Annotated in this window: 17 protein-coding genes and 2 tRNA genes; 6 read left to right on the top strand and 13 right to left on the bottom strand. The window is 57.9% G+C overall.

Going from position 1 to position 19,413, the window contains the following annotated elements; genetic code table 11:
• The 6 genes from ACTFPK_RS04370 to ACTFPK_RS04395 all read left to right on the top strand — a co-directional run.
• On the top strand, positions 1 to 1,011 hold a 1,011-nt coding region (locus tag ACTFPK_RS04370; protein ID WP_439911190.1), incomplete at its 5' end, for a LacI family DNA-binding transcriptional regulator.
• 175 nt (positions 1,012 to 1,186) lie between these two features.
• Positions 1,187 to 1,552 (top strand): L-rhamnose mutarotase, encoded by a 366-nt coding sequence (locus tag ACTFPK_RS04375; RefSeq protein ID WP_016442073.1) that lies wholly within the window; start codon positions 1,187 to 1,189, stop codon positions 1,550 to 1,552.
• A gap of 23 nt (positions 1,553 to 1,575) precedes the next feature.
• Complete coding sequence (locus ACTFPK_RS04380; RefSeq protein WP_439911191.1) at positions 1,576 to 2,868, top strand: MFS transporter; 1,293 nt, start codon at positions 1,576 to 1,578, stop codon at positions 2,866 to 2,868.
• Positions 2,869 to 2,902: 34 nt separating this feature from the next.
• The gene (gene rhaI / locus ACTFPK_RS04385) at positions 2,903 to 4,081 is read left to right on the top strand and encodes an L-rhamnose isomerase (RefSeq protein WP_274732526.1); all 1,179 of its coding nucleotides are present in this window, start codon (positions 2,903 to 2,905) and stop codon (positions 4,079 to 4,081) included.
• 123 nt (positions 4,082 to 4,204) lie between these two features.
• On the top strand, positions 4,205 to 5,701 hold the full coding sequence (locus ACTFPK_RS04390; RefSeq protein WP_274732528.1) for a rhamnulokinase: 1,497 nt from the start codon (positions 4,205 to 4,207) through the stop codon (positions 5,699 to 5,701).
• A gap of 16 nt (positions 5,702 to 5,717) precedes the next feature.
• Positions 5,718 to 6,536, top strand: coding sequence for a class II aldolase/adducin family protein (locus ACTFPK_RS04395; RefSeq protein ID WP_274732530.1), 819 nt, complete (start codon positions 5,718 to 5,720; stop codon positions 6,534 to 6,536).
• 35 nt (positions 6,537 to 6,571) lie between these two features.
• Here ACTFPK_RS04395 and ACTFPK_RS04400 read toward each other — a convergent pair whose 3' ends face one another.
• From ACTFPK_RS04400 to gyrA, 13 genes are all read right to left on the bottom strand, one after another.
• A complete protein-coding gene (locus ACTFPK_RS04400) occupies positions 6,572 to 7,912 on the bottom strand; it encodes an MFS transporter (RefSeq protein ID WP_274732532.1) in 1,341 nt (446 codons plus the stop codon).
• 170 nt (positions 7,913 to 8,082) lie between these two features.
• A complete protein-coding gene (locus tag ACTFPK_RS04405) occupies positions 8,083 to 9,537 on the bottom strand; it encodes an MFS transporter (RefSeq protein ID WP_274732534.1) in 1,455 nt (484 codons plus the stop codon).
• Between the two features lie 39 nt (positions 9,538 to 9,576).
• Positions 9,577 to 10,551, bottom strand: a complete 975-nt coding sequence (locus ACTFPK_RS04410; protein WP_274732536.1) for a nucleoside hydrolase — start codon at positions 10,549 to 10,551, stop codon at positions 9,577 to 9,579.
• A gap of 8 nt (positions 10,552 to 10,559) precedes the next feature.
• A complete protein-coding gene (gene deoC / locus ACTFPK_RS04415) occupies positions 10,560 to 11,264 on the bottom strand; it encodes a deoxyribose-phosphate aldolase (protein WP_274732538.1) in 705 nt (234 codons plus the stop codon).
• Between the two features lie 23 nt (positions 11,265 to 11,287).
• Complete coding sequence (locus ACTFPK_RS04420; RefSeq protein ID WP_274732540.1) at positions 11,288 to 12,256, bottom strand: ribokinase; 969 nt, start codon at positions 12,254 to 12,256, stop codon at positions 11,288 to 11,290.
• Positions 12,257 to 12,338: 82 nt separating this feature from the next.
• Positions 12,339 to 13,106 (bottom strand): GntR family transcriptional regulator, encoded by a 768-nt coding sequence (locus ACTFPK_RS04425; RefSeq protein ID WP_274732542.1) that lies wholly within the window; start codon positions 13,104 to 13,106, stop codon positions 12,339 to 12,341.
• 148 nt (positions 13,107 to 13,254) lie between these two features.
• Positions 13,255 to 14,514 carry an ATP-binding protein gene (locus ACTFPK_RS04430; protein ID WP_274732544.1) on the bottom strand — a complete coding sequence of 420 codons (1,260 nt, stop codon included), beginning with the start codon at positions 14,512 to 14,514 and terminating at the stop codon, positions 13,255 to 13,257.
• A 434-nt stretch (positions 14,515 to 14,948) separates the two neighbouring features.
• Positions 14,949 to 15,024 (bottom strand) — tRNA-Ala (locus ACTFPK_RS04435).
• On the bottom strand, positions 15,024 to 15,149 hold the full coding sequence (locus ACTFPK_RS04440; RefSeq protein WP_274732546.1) for a hypothetical protein: 126 nt from the start codon (positions 15,147 to 15,149) through the stop codon (positions 15,024 to 15,026). The genes ACTFPK_RS04435 and ACTFPK_RS04440 overlap by 1 nt, the downstream gene beginning before the upstream one ends.
• 17 nt (positions 15,150 to 15,166) lie before the next feature.
• Positions 15,167 to 15,240, bottom strand: a tRNA-Ile gene (locus ACTFPK_RS04445).
• A 203-nt stretch (positions 15,241 to 15,443) separates the two neighbouring features.
• Positions 15,444 to 16,133 (bottom strand): YczE/YyaS/YitT family protein, encoded by a 690-nt coding sequence (locus tag ACTFPK_RS04450; RefSeq protein WP_126135084.1) that lies wholly within the window; start codon positions 16,131 to 16,133, stop codon positions 15,444 to 15,446.
• Positions 16,126 to 16,785 carry a DUF3566 domain-containing protein gene (locus ACTFPK_RS04455; protein ID WP_274732549.1) on the bottom strand — a complete coding sequence of 220 codons (660 nt, stop codon included), beginning with the start codon at positions 16,783 to 16,785 and terminating at the stop codon, positions 16,126 to 16,128. Before ACTFPK_RS04455 ends, ACTFPK_RS04450 begins: the two co-directional genes overlap by 8 nt.
• Position 16,786: 1 nt before the next feature.
• Entirely contained in the window at positions 16,787 to 19,405 is a 2,619-nt protein-coding gene (gene gyrA / locus ACTFPK_RS04460) for a DNA gyrase subunit A (protein WP_274732551.1), read from the bottom strand.
• Between the last annotated feature and the right edge of the window lie 8 nt (positions 19,406 to 19,413).

Here is a 19,413-nt window from a genome sequence, read left to right on the forward strand (position 1 = left end):
GTGACTCGACGTCCCAGTATCCGCGAAGTGTCACAGCTAGCCGGGGTGTCATTAGGAACTGCCTCCAATGTTCTCAATCATCCGGAACGGGTTTCCGACCACACGCGTAAAAAAGTCGAAGCAGCTATCGAGAAACTCGGCTTTATTCCCTCCGAAGCCGGGCGCCGGTTACGTAGAGTCGATTCCAAATTGGTTGGCGTTCTCGTCTTCGATGTTGCCAATCCGTTTTTCGCTGCTGCCGCGAGTGCAATCGAAGCCCGTTTAGCAGAAGAGTCGTGTTTTCCTGTTATCGGCTCAACAGGAGGAGATCCCGAGCGCGAAGCCGGTTTGCTTCGCCTGTTACTCGGCCAGGAAGTACGCGGAATAATTCTAACACCGTCCGCCGGCGCCGAAAAAAGTCTGGAACTCCTCGAAACTCGGAGAATTCCCCTCGTCCTGCTTGATCATCCCGCACTCAAAGCCGGGATGAATGCCGTTTCCGTTGATGACACCAGAGGCGCGGAAATCGCCATTGAGCATCTTCGAGAGCTTGGTCATCACCACATTGGATTCATCAATGGCTCAGCTAAGGTACGGCAGGCGCAAGCACGAAGAATAGGGGTACGCCAAACCGTTATGAAATCCGATGACTTTCTGACGTTGGTGGAAATTAGCGCTGAGCGTTTTGATGCGGCCAGCGGTGAACGAGCCATGACGAAGCTCCTCGCCACCCACCCGGAAGTTACTGCTGTTTTTTGCGCTAACGACTCCCTCGCGATCGGAGCAATGCGAGCTGCCAGACGACATCATCTAGCTATTCCCCGTGATATGTCCATCATTGGCTTTGACGATATTGACGTTGCCCGCGAACTCATCACCCCGCTGACAACTATTCGTCAGCCTATGGAGCAACTCGGAGAAACCGCTGCTCACCTTCTTTTGGAGCAACCTTCGGAAGCGCAAGACATTGCTTTTATTCCCGAGCTTGTAGTTCGGGAATCGACAGCACCCCCACGACCGCAGACTCATTGATGCTCAGGAATCGCATTCCTACACCTTTTAATCGAGTAATACGGCAAAGCGTATAAATAGCTGACCTACGTTTTCCTATGGGCAAATTTATTTGCCGCTTGACGTTGAAACGTATCAAACGTAGTATTTCAGTACGGATTGAAACCTTTCAATCCTTCAACGAAGGAGTTGACTTATGGTTAGCACCCCGACTGTTGACCAGATTTTGAATGACACGACGCAGAAGTCTGATTCAAGATGTGGCTTTGTTTTACGAGTCCGTGAAGACAAGTTGGATGAATATCTCCAAGCGCACTGCCATGTATGGGAAGAGATGCGCGATGCCTTGTCACGTTCCGGATGGCGGAACTACTCACTCTTCGTCGATCCGGAAACCGCCGTTGTTTTTGGCTATTTCGAAGCTGACGACGTATGGCAAGCAATGAACTGCATGGAAAACGAGGAGATTAACACCAAGTGGCAGGCCGAGATGGCTCAGTACTTTGTACAGCCTGACGGCGGCACAAACTACTTCTTATCTCAGTATTTCTATCTTCAGTGACATCTGATTTCAACGGAGAGAACATGTCAAAAAAGCCATTAACCGGATGGAAGGCAACGATTGCCGTTTCCATGTCCAACTACATCGACTCAGGGTCTATTATTGCGATTGCCACCTCGCTTGGTTTTTGGGGTGCCGCGTACTTCCCCGACGACAACGGCAGAATCGCGGGACTGCTTGCCGCTTTTAGTTCCAATGCTTTCGGTGCCGCTATCGGTGCCCTTATTGGCGGACCTCTATGTGACAAATACGGACGAAAAGTCATCTACACGTACGACCTCCTCGTTTACGCACTGGGTGGACTCATTGTGGTCTTCGCCGGTAACCTCCCCATGCTCTTCATAGATTTTGTCATTATCGGACTCGCAGTTGGTGCATCAGTTCCAGCCGGATGGACATATATTGCAGAATTCGCACCGACTGAAAGTCGCGGCAGACACATTGGAGCAACCCAGTTGGCCTGGTCATTCGGACCGTTTATCGGTTTTGGTCTCGCGAGCGCCGTTACACCTCTGGGCCTGCTCGGATCCCGACTCGTCTTTGCCCACCTCGTGGTTATCGCTTTGATTACCTGGTATATCCGCCGCAACCTGGAAGAATCAGAGGCTTGGGAGCAGGCCAAGGGTGGTTCCGAAACCAAACCACCGTCGATGTTCCAGTCCTTCAAGGCACTTTTCTCCTGGAAGTGCAATATCCGCGCATTGGTATTCCTTGCGGTTATCTACACTTGCTGGAACCAAGCCGCCTCGCAAAACGGTATTTTCCTCCCGACCATCCTCAATAGCGTTGGCTACGACCAACTGGCGTCGAACCTCTTCTCCATGCTGTCGTGGGGCGTCGTCATTATCGGCACGGTCTTCTTCATGTACTTCGTGGATACGATGCCGTACCGCACCCACTTCTTCATCGGTGCTGTTCTGGCCATCGTCGCCTGGCTCATCCTCATCTTCGGACCTTCCGATTCCGCATTCACCGCTTTCGGCTACGCGATCATCTGGGGTATTTCAGCCGGGCCTTCCGCCCAGGCCTTCTACTCGGTGTGGGCACCGGAGCTCTTCGCAACCCCGTACCGTGCCGGCGCTCAGGGAATCATCTTCTTCCTGGTGCGAGTCGCATCCGGCCTCATTTCCCTCATCTTCCCGGTCATTCTCCAGTGGGAGAACGGACTCATGATCGACGGACTAATCCTTATCGGATTCCTCTCGATTTCTCTCATTGTTGGCACTCTTGGCGCACCGAAGACCCAAGGGAAGTCGCTCGAGCAAATCGAGGTCGAGCGGTACGGGCGGGTTGTTTCAGCTGCGTCGTCGAAATAGAACCGCAAAGAAATATTGAGAAAGGAACAGAAACATGGTGAAACTCGGTGATCTCAGCGCAAAGAATCGCGAGATCCTAGAACGGCAAGATGTTGAACTCCCTTCGTGGGCCTTTGGAAATTCCGGCACGCGTTTCCGGGTATTCACGACACCTGGCGTCCCGCGCGACCCCTTCGAGAAAGTTTCTGATGCGGCACAGGTAAATGCCTATACTCATGCCGCCTCCAAAGTTTCCCTCCACATCCCGTGGGACCTCACTGATGATTACAATGCGCTACGCAAGCATGCCGAGGATCTGGGTGTCACAATCGGGACGATCAATTCCAATGTTTTCCAGGATGAGGATTACAAGTTCGGCTCCCTATGCAACGTCAACCCAAAGATCCGCCAGAAGGCCATCGATCACCATAAGCAGTGTATCGATATCATGCGTAAAACCGGATCGAAGGATCTGAAGATTTGGCTGGCTGATGGCACCAACTATCCCGGGCAGGATTCCATCCGAGAACGCCAGGATCGCCTGGCAGAATCGCTAGCAGAAATCTACGCGGAACTTGACGACGATATGCGGCTGGTTCTGGAGTACAAGTTCTTCGAGCCTGCGTTCTACCACACCGATGTTCCAGACTGGGGCACGTCCCTTGTTCAGTGCCAGGCGCTGGGTGAACGAGCCATGGTAGTCCTTGATACCGGACACCATGCACCCGGAACCAATATCGAATTTATCGTGGCTCAACTCCTTCGAGTAGGGCGCCTTGGTGCATTTGACTTCAATTCTCGGTTCTACGCTGACGATGATCTCATTGTGGGGGCTGCTGATCCGTTCCAGCTGTTCCGAATTCTCAATGAGATTGTTGCGGCTGGCGCATTGGACGAAGGATCGCCAGTGAATTTCATGCTTGATCAATGCCATAACTTGGAAGAAAAGATCCCGGCTGAAATTCGGTCCGTGACTAACGTGCAGGAAATGACGGCAAAGGCGCTACTCGTTGATCGAGACGCTCTTAAGGAAAAGCAAGTAGCCGGAGATGTTCTCGGGGCAAACGACATTCTCATGGATGCCTTCTACACGGATGTCCGCGGACTCTTGGGCGAATTGCGTGAGGCACAGGGCCTTGATCCAGATCCCATGCGGGCCTTTATGGAATCAGGCTATCTGGAAAAGATCCGGAAGGAACGGATCGGTGGAACACAGGCAAGCTGGGGAGCCTAAAGCTTCCTCACTTCTCTGTGGGAACCTCGCTGACCATCCCGCGCTGAAGTATTGAGCGCTCGACACGCTTCGGGCCGAGCTCTTACGGGCCCGGCCCGAAGCCCCACATGAGGAATTCGAGTAATGAAAACTTTTGTTGCTATCGATTTGGGAGCTTCTTCCGGCAGAGTCATGACCGGCTCTATTACCGAAGGAAAACTAAAGTCGACAAGTGAAATCACTAGATTCCCAAACGGACCTATCTGTGTTCCAGGCACCGAAAAGAATAATCTTTTCTGGCCAATGATTCAGGTGTGGGAGCATATTCGCGCGTCTCTCAGGACCTTGCGCGAAACGCCTATCGAATCAATTGGCGTAGATACCTGGGCGGTTGATTACGGCCTCCTCGGTCCGGAAGGGGGACTCATCAGTCCACCCTTTAGTTATCGTGACAGTAGAACTCACGGGGTTCCTAAAAAACTGTATTCCCGCTACTCAGCAACCGATATTTACACCCATAACGGCCTGCAAAACATCGATATCAATACGGTTTTCCAATTGCTAGCTGCCGCTAACAGTGCAGACTATCGACCGGCCCTCAAACAGGCGGAATCACTTCTTCTACTGCCAGATCTCGTCAATTATTGGCTTACCGGAAAGAAGTATGCCGAGATAACAAATGCTTCCTCGACCGGCTTCGTCAACCCCCGCACCAGATCTTGGTCACGCGAGATGACCAGCGTGTATGAAGAAATTTCCGGTATTGATATCTACGCGAAATTACCCGAACTCATTGAGCCGGGAAATCGAATTGGTACTGTTCAGCGTGAGATCTGCGATCTACGTACGCAGAGTGGAGAAACCACTCCGGTGGTTGCAGTAGGTAGTCACGATACCGCGTCCGCGGTTGCGGCTATCCCGGCCACGAGCCAGAACTTCGCCTTCATTTCGTGTGGAACGTGGTCATTGGCCGGACTCGAATTAGCGGCGCCGATCCTCAGCGAAGAGTCGAGGCAGGCAAACTTCACTAATGAACTCGGTGTTGATGGAACCACCCGGTACTTGAAGAACATTATGGGAATGTGGATCTTCAATGGGTGCGTGGCTCAATGGAGAGAGCAAGATCCTTGCCTGTCGATTGATAAGGTCATTTCTCTTGCGGCAGCAGCACCCTCCCTTCGCACGGTTATCGATGTTAATGACCCGGTCTTTGCAACACCCGGAGACATGATCGCACGGATCGATTCTCTAGCCGAGGCAAGCGGGCAATCGCGACCCCGAGACATTGGGGAATATGCCCGTTGTATCACCGATTCTTTGGCTCTCGCACATGCCCAAACAATTGAACAGGCTGCACATCTTGCACAGGTAGATATTGATGTCATTCATATCGTCGGAGGGGGATCTCAGAACAAATTATTGTGTCAACTAACTGCCGATGCGTGCGGACTTCCCGTCGTCGCAGGCCCTACGGAAGCAACGGCGCTTGGAAATCTTTTACTCCAGGCACGAGCAGCTGGTTCGATATCGGATTCACTTACCTCACTGCGTGAGGTTGTACGTGCATCGACCGAACTTACCCGCTATACACCGCAGAACAATCAGAGCGTTTGGCAAGAAGCCCGACGTCGCATTTTCTAATAAGGATGGAGAGACCATGACTTCTCAATTAACTGTTGACGCGCTCCTGGAACAAATGGGAGTAACGGGGCGTCGCCTCGACCACCTGCACGCCGCGGAAGCTGGCGCTGGAAATATTTCCATTTCCGTTGATTGGAATACCGATCTCGAATCAGTTTTCCCAGAGAAGCAGGCTGGTGTCAAGCTTCCCTGGAAGGTACCCGCCTTGGCGGGAAGGACGGTATTTGTGACAGGATCAGGGTGCCGTTTGCGCGAAGTGGCAGATGCGCCTGAAAAGAATGTTTCTGCCTTTATTGTGGATGAGGGCGGCGAAACCGGTACCTGGTACACACATCCAGATAGGCTGTATCAACGCCCCACGAGCGAATTCAATTCACACCTCGCGGTGCATAACGACCAGGTAGCTCAGCGCGGCGTGAGTTTCCAAGCTATTGTGCACGCGCAGCCTCCGTACCTTGTCGCCCTCTCCCATATTCCCGAGACTCTCAATAACAAGGATTTCAATCGAATGATCTTCCGGTGGGAGCCGGAAACCATTGTTCAAGTCCCAGAAGGTATCGCCGTTCTCGAATTCATGGTTCCCGGTAGTGATGAGCTCATGGAGAACAATGTCATCGGCCTTCGCGATCATCGCATCGCATTGTGGGCGAAGCACGGAATTATGGTTCGTTCTGATTCCTCCGCGCTTTCCGCAGTCGATACCATCGAGTACCTTGAGACCGGCGCCATGTACGAACACATGAACGCAGCAAGTGGAGGAAAAGGTACCGGCCTGAGCGATGACGAAATCCGCCGGGTCGTATCCGCATTCAATGTGACGACCGATATGTACTAATAGACACAATTAATAGACACAATATCCGAGAGCTATTAGCTCTCTTTGCCCTCCTGGACGCTGGGCCGCGGCGGCGCGGGGATCTCCCGCTCGCCCTGGCTCAGCGTCCAGCTGAGGAGGAGCACCGTGATACCGGCGAAAGGCACCACGCACAGGCCGGTGCGCAGCCCGAAAGTATCGGCAACCATACCCACAATAGGCGGGGAAACAAGGAAACCGATGCGCATGAGCCACGAAATGACCGTCAGGCCCGTGCCCGGCTTGAGGCCGGGCAGCTCATCGGCCTGCTGAATCGCCGCGGGAACCAGCGTGGCCGAACCGAAACCGGCCACCGCGAAACCGGCAATCGTGCCCGGCACGCTCGGGAACAGCAAAGCCAGGCCCATCCCCACGGTAATGAGGGCTGCCCCGCCCTGGGCCACGGTGCGCCGCCCGAAGCGATCCACCAGCCCATCGCCCAGCAGCCGCCCCACAAATTGCGAACCGACCAGACCCACGTACCCTGCCGCGGCCAGCCCGCCCACGGCGCCGAGCTGCCCCACATACAGGGTCGCCCAGCTGGATCCGGCATCCTCGATAAGCCCACCCATCGTGGCAATGAGAACAAGGGCACCGAGCATTGCCGCGGTACGGAAACTCAGCGGCGCGGCTCCGTGCTTAGCCTCGGATAGGTTCGACGACGCCGACCCATCTCCCAGCGCGCCTGCCCCGGCACCGGCGTGCCCTGCCGCATCACCGCCCGGGCCGGGATCTGCGGCGTCGTTCCCCGGCAAACAGAAGCACCGGGCCACCAGCGCAACCGCAGCCCACACTATCCCGGACATAACCATATGCGCGGGCACCGGCAATCCGATCCAGATCGCGCCGGCGGACATGAGTCCACCACTCATCGCGCCCACGGACCAGGTCGCGTGGAAAGTATTAATAATCGAGCGGCCGTAGTGGCGCTGCACCCGCAAGCCGTGCGCATTTTGCCCCACGTCGGTGGCCGCATCGCAGGCGCCCCCGAGGAACATGCCGGCCGCGAAGAAGATTCCGGTGGGGCCCACACCCGCCACAATAAGCCCGAGCGCGGTGAGAAGCGTGCCCGCGACCGCCACCGGCGCAGAACCGAATTTACGAATAAGTGGCGCGGCGAAAATCCCCGCGATAATGCCGCCGGCTGGGAAAGCCGCGAGCGCGAGGCCGTACACGGCGTTGTCGAGCTCGTGGATACGCTTGAGTTCGGGGAAACGCGGCACAATATTGGCGAAAATCGCGCCGTTGGTGAAGAAGAGCGCGCTCACAGCCAGGCGGGCATGGCGCAATTGGGTAGCGCTGTAGTGGCGCGAACTCGGCGGGCGGCGGCGCCGCGAAACATAGGACTGCTCAGTCACAACGATCCTTTGCGTGCGGTTCTTGTGCATGCGGTGTTAACGCCTCCACCCTACCGAGAAAAGCGCAGCCGCGAGAATACCCACGCACGCGCCTACCGGCAAAGAAAACCCGCGGGTAGCGCTCCCGAAAAACGCCACCCGCGGGTTTACTAGCCGGTTGCAACCGGGGATTAGATCTTCTCACCTCCGGTCGTTTCCTGCGCCGGCAGCGCTAGGGAAATTGCGAAGGCGATAACTGCGCATACCAAACCAACAATCGCGGCCTGCGAGTACCCGGCGGTAATATCGCCGGCCACCGCATTACGGGCCACGAAGGAAGCCATCACCCCGGTACCCACGCCCGCACCCAAATTGAAGGCTGCGGAGGTTAGGCCCGGGAGCACTCCCGGCCGGGTAGGCGAGGCATAAAGCACACCCATGGCATTAAGCGTGGTATTGGACATCGCGGTATAGGTAGCACCCATAAGGAAGGCCAGGGTGAAGAGCACCCAGCGGTTCTCGAATCCGAAAACCACCACACCGGTAATGAGCACGATGCTGCCCAGCAGCCCGGCGCGCAGAATCGCGCGGTAGCCCAAGCGCGGGGCGTACTTACCCACGAAGGGCGCCAGCAGCCAGCCCAGTAGCGAGAAGGGGGTGAGGTAGAGCAGTGCGGATTCGGTACCGCCCATACCCAAGCCGTTCTCCACATCCTGAGATACCGCCGGGATAAGGTACATGAGTACCGAGAAAGCGGAAGCCAGGGTGAAGAACGCGGTACCGGTCACACCCCAGGTTTGACGTTTGACCAGTTCGGGCAGCGGAACCAACGGATCCGCAACCCTGCGCTCCACCAGCACGAAAGCTATGGCTAGCACCACCGCCGCGACAATCGCAGCGATAGTCCACGTATTCCCCCAGCCCAGCGAACCAAAGCCGAAAGTAAGTGCCATATTCGCCGACCATAGCGAACCGGTCAGGGTCATCGCCCCACCCCAGTCCATGCGGCTGGCGGCAGGAACTCGGGTTTCCGGCACCCAGGCCACCACACAGATGAGGGCGAGTACTTCCAGCGCCAGAATGGTCCAGAAAATACCCTTGTAGCCGGCGTGGTCCACAATCACTCCGCCCAGCAGAGTGTCGATGCCGGCCACCCCGGAATTAATCGCGGCAACTAAACCAATATAGAAACCGTATTTCTTCGGGTGGAGGATGGCGCGCAGGGTGAGATTGCCCAGCGCGAAAGTAGCCCCGCAGAAACCTTGCAGGAAACGCCCCACCATGAGCATGGCCACGCTACTGGTTACCAGCACCAGCACTGTTCCGACCACCATAAAGCTCACTGAAATAAGGAGAGTTACTCGCCGCCCGATTTTATCGGCCAGCGGCGGGAAGAAAATCGCGAGCGCCGCGGCCACCGCGAGGAAGACCGTGGAACTCCAGCCGATCACGCCCGCATTGGTATTGAGGGCGCTGGCCATATCGCCGATGGCCGGTGCCAGCATCGTGGCATTGAGCTGGAAACTCGCGATCACCAGCATGAGGGCAGTGAGCACCAGTTTCGGGTTGATCGCGCGATTCCCGGCGGCGCGCACCGTGGTCCCCTCAATAAATTCGGAGGGGAGCTCCCTCGAAAGTTCAGCCATGGAATTCTCCTTCACATTAGGAACCGATATCCGGCAGAACTAAGCCAGGCCCGCGAAAGGCTGATTCGGGGTGGTCTCTAGCGCGAGCAGCGCATCCAGGCGCGCGAAGAAAGCCTCCTTATCCGCTTCCTCCACCACATAGGCATTGGCGGGCAGCGGGAATTTCTCCCAGGCCATCGCCGAATATCCGCGCGTGAGCTCCGAACCGGTTTCAATATCCACCCGGTAGCGGTTTTCACTCAGGATGAGTTCCGGGTGCAGGAGGGTGGCAAGGGTCATGGAGTCAGGATGCGTGGACCCATCCACGCCCACCGATTCATTGAAGTCCAGGGTGGTATCGCACACCTTCTTAAAGAACTTCGCGAGCGTGGTGTCCTTATCGGCCAGCGCATTGTATTCCGCGCGAGTAATGGTGGCATCCCGCAAGGTAATGGGATCCCAGGTCACCACGTGAATATCCTCAAATCCAGCCGTAAACACGATCTGGGCCGCTTCGGGATCCACATAGAAATTAAATTCGGCCGCGGAAATCGTATTTCCACGGCCGTTATTGGATCCACCCATAATGTAGAGACTCTTAACATTCTTCACGAAATTGCGGTCCTTGACCACCGCGGTCGCAATATTCGTCAGTGGCCCGATCGCTACCACGCTCACCTCACCCGGTTGGGCAGCGGTGATACGAAGAAGAGCATCAACGGCGTGCTCATCCTCCACGTGCGTCGTCGTAAAATCGATGCTCAGCCCGCCGGTGCCGTCACCGTGCACGTCCTCCGCGGATACCCACTCGCGCAGCATCGGCTGCGAACAACCCACGTGAATGGGAACTTCGCCGAGCTTACCGGCAGCATTAAGCGTCATCTGCGCATTTTTGATCTGCCGCTCAAAACCAACATTTCCGGCCACCATGGTGATGGCCCGCAAATCAGCCCGCTCATCGAGAAGGCCGAAAAGAATCGCCACGCAATCATCCTGCGCGGTATCAGTATCGAGGATAAAAGGTACCTTCGTCATGAGTGCTCCTAGTAACTCTCGTGGCCGTTTTCCCCGGTCACAATGGCAACCGAGTTCGACGATCCCACCAGGGCCGCTCCGGCCCGGATCAAAGATAGTGCATGGTCAAAGGTGGAGATGCCACCTGATCCCTTGATGAGAACGCCCGCGGGTGCCAAGCTCTTCAAGAACTTAATGGATTCGACGCTCGCCTTTTCCACCGAACCGGACGACGCATTTTTGAGGTACTTCACACCTGCTTCCACGGAAAGCTCCACCGCGGCGCGGCGTTCGTCCTCGGTGAGGAGCGGCAGTTCCAGCATCACTTTAACGGGCACACCCGCGGCGACGACGCCGGCAATATCATCACGGAACTTGTCGTATTCACCGTCTTTGAGCCACCCGATCTGCACCCCGATATCGATTTGGGTGGCGCCGGCTTTCACCAGCGCTTCGGCTTCCGCCGCTTTTCCGGCCGAGGTCATCACCCCGGTGGTCGGGAAATCAAGAGCCGAAGCCACCTCAATCCCGGTACCTTCCAAGACCTTCGCGGTAATGGGCACCTGGGATCCGGCTACCATCGCCGCGTTGAATCCGTATTCAATAGCCTGCTCCGCGTGCCGGATCGATTCGGCCCGCGTGGTTCCGGTCTTAATGAGGGTATGTTGAATATACGGGGCTAAATCGCGCGGGTTCGTAATATCTTCCGGCGCAATACGCGTGGTTTTTTCCATTATTTATCCTTCCGTTCGGATTGTTATGAGTTACGTGAAAGCACGACGGCGCAGCGTTCAGCACCGAAGCGGGTGTGAAGATCATCAATGCTGGGTATACCCGGCAGCACTCCTTCCTTTTCTACGGTGAGTGCGCCAGCACAATTCGCGAAGCGAGCCGCCTCCACCGGTCCGGCCCCGCAGGTGAGCGCCGCCGCGAGCGCCGCATTCGTGGCATCCCCCGCCCCGGTGGTATCCACGACAGCCCGCGGTTTCTCCGCGGGGATTTTCTCCGGCTCGCCGCCGCTTTCGCACACATAGCAGCCCTCCGCCCCGTGGGTGAGCACCACGGTGCAGTCCAGAGCTTGAGCGATGCGTGCGGCCTTTTCTTGGGGTGAGAGGGCCGCGAGCGCGGTGGCGTCGTCGTCGCTCCCTAGCATGCGCAGGAGCGCAAGCGCTTCTGTTTCGTTCGGGGTGATAACGTCAACCTGCCGCAAGACGTGCTCGGGCAGGAGTGGCACCGGAGCCGGGTTGAGAATAACGCGCGCCCCAGCCGCGCGCCCGAACGTGATGGCGCGAGCCACGCTCGCCGCGGGAATTTCGCAGGAAATAAGGACGGTATCCACGCTTTCGAAAATGGCGGCGTGCGCGCCGATATCCGCCGGGCTGAGCTGGTCCAAAACCCCGTTGGCGAGGATAATGCGATTCTCTCCGGTGGCGTCCGTAATAATCGCACCGACCATAGTGACGCCTTCTTTGGTGATCGCGGCGGAGGCGTCCACCCCTTCGGCCGCCCACATCTCACGCGCGGCATGCGCGTACCAATCTGAACCGACAGCGGTGAGTAAGCTGACCGGGATACCTAAGCGAGCTACCCCAACAGCCTGGTTCGATGCTTTGCCACCGTGTTCCTGGCTGAAGCGGGCCCCGGAAATGGTTTCGCCATCCACGGGCGGGCGCTCGGTGAAAAATGACAGGCCGACGCCATAGCCGCCGACAACAAGTATTCGCATTGCTCCCCCTCGAACTCGTGCGTTAAGGCGAGGGTAGCAGTGTGAACAAGCACATACAAGTAGGTACAGCTAGTGAACAAGTTTAGGAAGGTAGCGGGGCGCGATGCACGATGGAGTGAATACGCAAGCGATCCGGGCGAATCCAGATCCGCGAGGTTTCGACCGGGCGGTCGGAAGCATCGTAGGTTACCTGCTTCATATCGATGAGCGGGAATCCGTGCGGAACTCCGAGGATCCGCGCGAGATTGCGATCAGCACCGATGGCGGAAATAGTGCGGCTGCCGTGCGAGAGGGCGATGCCCAGATCGCTTTCCAGGGTGCCGAAGAGGGAATTTTCCGCGTAATCCTGTTTGACGAGGATGGCACGTTCCGCGCAGAGCGGAGGCAGAACCACCCAATTATCAAGGAGGGTGATGGAACCTTCGCCGTCGCCACGCATGCGGCGCAGGTGGAAAATACTGCCTTCAACTCCCAGCGCGACAGCAATCGGCGGCGGGGCAGGAATGACTTCCTGGGTGAGGACGCGGGTGGTGTAGTCAATTCCGCGCTGCTCAAGCTCCTCAGCGAGGGTGGTGAGGGAGGAGGTGAGCGGCGAACGCACAATATCGTGGGCGATAAAAGTGCCGCGCCCGCGCACTCGCACCAGCAGACCTTCGTCAATGAGCTGATCCACGGCTTTGCGTAGAGTTCCCCGGGCCACATTGAGCTGTTCCGCGAGGGTGATTTCCATGGGAAGCTGATCGCCGCGCCGCCACGCGCCGGTACTTACTTGTTCACGCATCCAGGTAGCGAGCTGCCGAAAAATGGGAGTGGGGGCGCTGCGGTCGAGAGTCGGGGACTCATTATGCATGGTTCCTCACCATCGCTTCCTGGACTTCACTGTTCTTAGCTCGGGCTGCCTTGCCCGGTAGCTCTAGGGTACCGCGCGGCCTGGAAGGGCGCTGGAAAACTCCTGATGGTGGGCTGGCGGGCGCGGGAGTGGGCCCGACCAGCACGGCTCAGGCGCCGAGATTTCCGAACGCCACCACGTGCACACCATCAGGGCGGGTATAACTCAAGCCCGATCCGGTCACCACCACGAGGAGCGGATCCAGGCTTTTTACATACCGCTGCGCGAAACGCTGTAAATTCGCGGCGGCACTGTCAATAATGCTCGGAACAGATCCAAGTTTCACTTCTACCAGCACCGTTCGCCCAGCAATATCCAGAATGGCATCCACTTCCAGCCCATCGGCGCTGCGTCCGTGATAAATATCGGTACGCGCCAGGTAACGTAAATCGTGCACAACCTGGGATTCGAAAAGCTGCCCGAAAAACTCCAGATCATCCAAGAGCTCGCGCTCGCTCGCGTGCAATGCGGCGACGGCAAGCGCCGGATCGGCCAGGTGGTGCTTGGGCGCTTCTCGTAACGGCGCTGGAGAGCGCAGATGCGCACGCCAGGCTTGCTGAGGCGTCGTAATGAAAATACGCTGCAAAGAATCGAGGTATTCACGTACTGAATCACGTGCCAAACCGGTATCGCGCGCCAGCGCGCTCATGGACATTTCCGTTGCCACACCACGCGCGAGGGAGGTGAGGAGGGCCGCGACGCGCTGCGGGTCGCGATATGTATTATCCGGAATTCTAATATCGACGGCGCACACGGTCTCCAGATAATCACGATTATTAGCACGAGCTTGTTCCGTGCTGAGCTCAAGGTTTCCAGGCCACCCACCGTGCACAATCCGCTGCGCGATATCCGGAACGGTGAGAGCGGAGGACGTTGGTGTTAGCGCAGTTCCCGAAGGTAATTGCGCGAGTTCACTCAGGGAGACAGCGCTGTCACTATGCCCGGTTTCCGCGAACGTCATGGTTCCCATGACGATTCGCGCGAACCTTCCCGCGCCGCTATGCCGAGCAGCGCCCTCACCGGGAGCGGTGGAACCGGTGAAAATAAACTGACCCGGGCGGTGACGCCGATCAATTTCATGCCGGGCTAAATCCCATAGCACCGGGAAGACCTGCCATTCGTCTACGAGCCGCGGGGTATCACCTTCAAGGACAAGCTGGGGGAGCACCGCTAATTGTTGTTCGAGTTGAGGATCGATATCCGCCTGGATCGCACTTTTGGCATACCGGCGAGCCGTTTCCGTTTTCCCGCATCCCTTGGGCCCGGTCACGAGCACACCGCCTGCACGCGCCAGCGCATCCTCAAGCTCACGATCTGCGAGCCTGGGCCGGTAGGAAATGCTTTCCTGAACCATATCGCCTGCTTTCATTTTTCCTTGTATTTCGCGCTTTTAGGGCGGAGTCGTCAGTTTGTGAACCGTACAGTCGTCAGTTTATCGGAATTCCAGTCGTCAGTTTGTGGGAATTCCAGTCGTCAGTTTATAGCGCACGGGCAATTTCAATGAGGATATCCTTGTGACAGCCGGCCCCGGAGCGCGGACTGGTCCACAAAAAGCAACCACAACTACATTAACTTTTCTAAATCAGGTGCTGGCGTTGCTTTCTATGAGCTTCTCACTCAAGGCGTTGCATTCTGCAGAGCCTCCGTGCTGTGGCGTTGCTTTTTGAGACCGTCCGCGTCGAGAAGTTGCATCCTGCAAGCCCGCGCGTTGTGCTGTTGCTATTTGTCGGTACCAGCGCCGGGAGGCTGCATTTTACGGGAGGAAGCCAAAGGAAACTAAAGGCTGAGCATCAAAAGAAAATCTGGTGGAGCTAAGGGGACTCGAACCCCTAACCCCCTGCTTGCAAAGCAGGTGCGCTACCAATTGCGCCATAGCCCCTAAGATTCCGGTGCAGGATCCGGAACGTGGTGCCAACGAGAATGCTCATCCATCACGTGCACCAGGGCAGCGACAGCACAACATCCAGCAGCAAGTGAGCCGAGGAAGAAAACAATCCGTTTCATAACCCTCCTCGTAACCGTGGGCCTAGATGGACTCGAACCATCGACCTCAGTCTTATCAGGACTGCGCTCTAACCAACTGAGCTATAGGCCCGGTGACCACATGAGTTTACACCGGCGAGCCGCTGTTTCCAAATCGTTTCGCTTGCGTTTCGCGTCACACCGACTCGATGGCGTGCGCACACACCCTTTTCACGCCCGGGAAACCGCACCCCAACTCGCGTTTTCCCGCACTCTCGCGCGTATTTGTTACGACGACGCCGGCGCCGGCGAAGCCGGCGCGCGCTCCCCGCCTGGCTAACTCAGCCGCAGCAGCCGGCGGAGCGGCACCCCTATCCAAGGAGTCACCAGGCGGATGGCGGGGCCGGTCAGCACCGCTGCCGCCAGGGTGCCTTCTCGCACGCCCACAAGCTCCCCGAGTACCGCGAGTGACAATGCGCTGGCCAGAACAACCAGGGCGGCGTCGTTATAGACCTTGATGGCGCCGAAATTAGTCCAGCGATGCACGCCGAAGCGGCGCACTGTTTTCCGGTAGATGGCGATCACCACACCTTCGCCGGCGTTAACAACCGCCCCGGAGCTCACTTCCACGCAGATTCCCACCGCGAGCACCGCCACCCCGCCCAGGCAGAGTAGCCACTGCTGGGTGTAGCTCGAATAGGTGATCGGCCCGAGGATGGCGCCAGCCGCGTCGATTCCCGTGGCCATAAGGAAAGCCATGGGTAGTTGCAGGAATTCCAGCGGCGGGAATTCCCGGCGCAGCAGCACCAACTGGATCGCAATGAACACCACGTGCATGCACCCGGTGAGGGTACCCACCGAGATGGGCGTCATGCGCGACACTACGTAGGGGAGCGAGGAAATCGGGGAGGTACCCAGGTCAGAAGCGATAGCCAGCTGGATACCAAAGCCCATAATGAATAGGCCCAGGGCCAACACAAGGTAGCGGATAACCCACAGCCACCACGGGGCATGCGCCCTACTCATCGGTGACTGTCAAGCGCAGTCCTCCCACCAGGGCCGCAAAGAGATTGTAGATAAGAGCCGCGATCGCGGAAAGCGCGGTCAAAAGCACAATATGAATAATCCCCACCAACACGGCGAAAGCCATCCAGCGGCCAAATTCCATGTATTCCCCCACCCGTAGCAATTCTTCATTGCCGAGGGTGTCAAAAAGATCCGACATTTGGGAGAACACGTGCATGCCGTCCAGCACGAACCAGATAAGCATCATCGCGATCACGATCATGATGCCAATCGCCACGGAGAGCAGGAAACCGATTTTCATGGCGGACATCGGCTCCACCTTGGCGATGGTCATGCGGATTCGGCGGATTCCCACCGTTTGCTTCGCGGGAGCAGCACCTTCCGGGGCGGATACCCGCGGGTAGGCGCTCGCCCGCTGCCCGCTAACCGCCGTGTGCCCCGCCGCGGCGGCTGACCCGCTGGCGCCCCGCACCGCCGCGCCAGCTGCGCCGCCCGGCCGCGAAGAAGAATGCGCGGGCGCGGAAGCAACGGCCGGACCGCTATGACCCTCCGCAGCCGCGGGCATGGCGCCACGCACCCGGGTTGCCTCCAGTCCCGCACGATCACGCCCGCGGCCGGGCTGATGTTCCGGAGTGTGTTGTGTTTCTGTCATCTCAGTTCTCCAAGGTTTCAGCGGCCGGTTGCGTCGATTCCGCAGATTCCGCAGCTTGCGTGGATTGCGCCGGCTCCGATTCGGTAGCCGGTTCCTCCGCTGCCGCTTGCGCACCGGCGGCGGGGACCTCATCTTCTTCGATCTCCACCTCAGCATTACGCGCGACGGCAATAATTCTGTCACCCTTATCGGGGCGCACGAAAGTAACACCCTGGGTGTTGCGGCCGGTGAGCGACACTTCATCAACCGCGGCACGCATCACCTTGCCCGATTCCATAATAGCGAGCACCTCGTCACCGCTGGACACCATGAGCGCACCCACCAGGTCCCCGCGGGCCTCGGTCAGCTTCGCGACCTTAATACCCATGCCGGCACGCCCCTGCACCCGGTATTCATCCGCGCTGGTCCGCTTGGCGAAGCCCTGTTCCGTCATCACGAACACCTGGGAATCATCATGCACCACGTCCATGGTGAGGAGGGAATCATCCCCGCGGAATTTCATGCCCGTCACCCCGGAAGACGCCCGGCCCATAGGCCGCAGCGATTCCGCATTCGCGGTGAAACGCAAAGACATCCCGTGGCGGGAAACAAGCAGCAGGTCATCGGCCTCATCCACGAGAGAAGCGGCCACCACCTCATCGCTGCTGCCATCCGCCAGCTCGCGCAGCTTAATCGCGATCAAGCCACCCGAGCGCGGGGAATCGTAATCCGCGAGCGGGGTCTTCTTCACCAGCCCGGACTTCGTGGCGAGCACCAGGTACTTCGCGTCATCGTAACTGCGAATCGAACGGACCGCCGCGATGCTTTCGCCAGGCTGGAAAGCCAGCAGATTCGCCACGTGCTGGCCCTTGGCGTCGCGCCCACCCTCGGGAAGTTCATAGCCCTTGAGGCGGTAAACCCGCCCGAGGTTCGTGAAGAACAAATGCCAATCATGGGTGGAAGCAATCCCGAAATGATCAACCACATCATCTACGCGCAGCGAAGCACCGCGAATACCCTTACCGCCGCGATGCTGGGCGCGGTATTCACTCACCTTGGTGCGCTTGACGTACCCGGAACGAGTGACCGTAACCACCACATCCTCTTCGGGAATGAGGTCTTCCACGCTCATCTCCCCGTCGTAGGGGAGGATGGTGGTGCGCCGGTCATCGCCGTACTTATCGGTAATAGCCTGCAGTTCTTCGGAAATAATGGAACGCTGGCGATCCTCGGAGGCCAAAATACCGCGGTAGTCCTCCACGAGGGCCCGCTTTTCTTCGTATTCGTCCAGGATCTTCTGGCGTTCCAGGGCGGCCAGGCGGCGCAGCTGCATTTCCAGAATCGCATTGGCCTGGTCCTCATCAATATCGAGGAGCTCCATAAGGCCGGTGCGGGCCACATCCACGGTGGCCGAAGCCCGAATAAGCGCAATAACTTCATCCAGGGCATCAAGAGCCTTGAGGTAGCCCTCGAGAATATGCATGCGCTTGAGAGCTTCGTTGAGGCGGTACTCGGTGCGCCGGCGGATCACATCCATCTGGTGCGCGACCCAGTGCCGCACGAAACCATCGAGGGAAAGCGTACGCGGCACCCCGTCTACCAGCGCCAACATATTTGCCGGGAAATTATTTTGCAGCTGGGTGTGCTTGTAGAGATTGTTGAGAACAACCTTCGGTACCGCGTCGCGTTTAAGAACGACGACGATACGCTGGCCGGCCCGCCCGGACGTTTCATCGCGAATATCGGCAATGCCCGGGAGGCGGCCATCCTTGATGCCCTCCACCATTTTGTCGAGCAGCCGGTCCGGATTGACCTGGTAGGGCAGGTCGGTGATAACCAGGCAGGTGCGCCCGCCGATCTCATCCACTTCCACCACGGCGCGCTGGGTGATGGACCCGCGCCCGGTCCGGTAGGCATCCTCAATGCCGCGGGTGCCCAGAATGGTTGCCCCGGTGGGGAAGTCCGGACCCTTAATGCGGCGCATGAGCTCACCGAGGAGTTCTTCCCGGGAAGTATCCGGGTGGGCGAGGTACCACTGCACGCCGTCATTGACTTCGCGGAGGTTATGCGGCGGAATGCGGGTGGCCATACCCACCGCAATACCTTCGGAGCCGTTCACCAGGAGATTGGGGAAACGGGAAGTGAGGATGGACGGTTCCATGAGTGAGCCATCGTAATTCGGCTCGAAATCAACCGTATTTTCCTTGATATCCCGTACCATTTCCAGGGCGAGGGGCGCCATGCGCGCCTCGGTGTAACGCGGGGCGGCCGCCCCGAGATCACCGGAGGTACCGAAGTTGCCCTGCCCGGACACCAGCGGATAGCGCATGGACCAGGGTTGGGCCAGGCGCACCATGGTGTCATAAATCGCGGCATCACCGTGCGGGTGGTAGTGCCCCATCACATCGCCCACGATTTTCGCGGACTTGGAGAAGGAGGAATCGGGCCGGTATCCGCCGTCGTACATCGCGTAGATAACGCGCCGATGCACGGGCTTGAGGCCATCGCGCACGTCCGGCAGCGCGCGGCCCACAATAACGGACATGGCGTAATCGAGGTAGGAGCTCTCCATTTCACGCTGGAGATCCACCTCCATAATCGCGCCGTGATTATACGTGGACGTCGTTTCGCTTTCGCTCATAATGATGA

The sequence above is a fragment of the Actinotignum sp. UMB0459 genome, assembly GCF_051905915.1.
Classification (GTDB): domain Bacteria; phylum Actinomycetota; class Actinomycetes; order Actinomycetales; family Actinomycetaceae; genus Actinotignum; species Actinotignum sanguinis.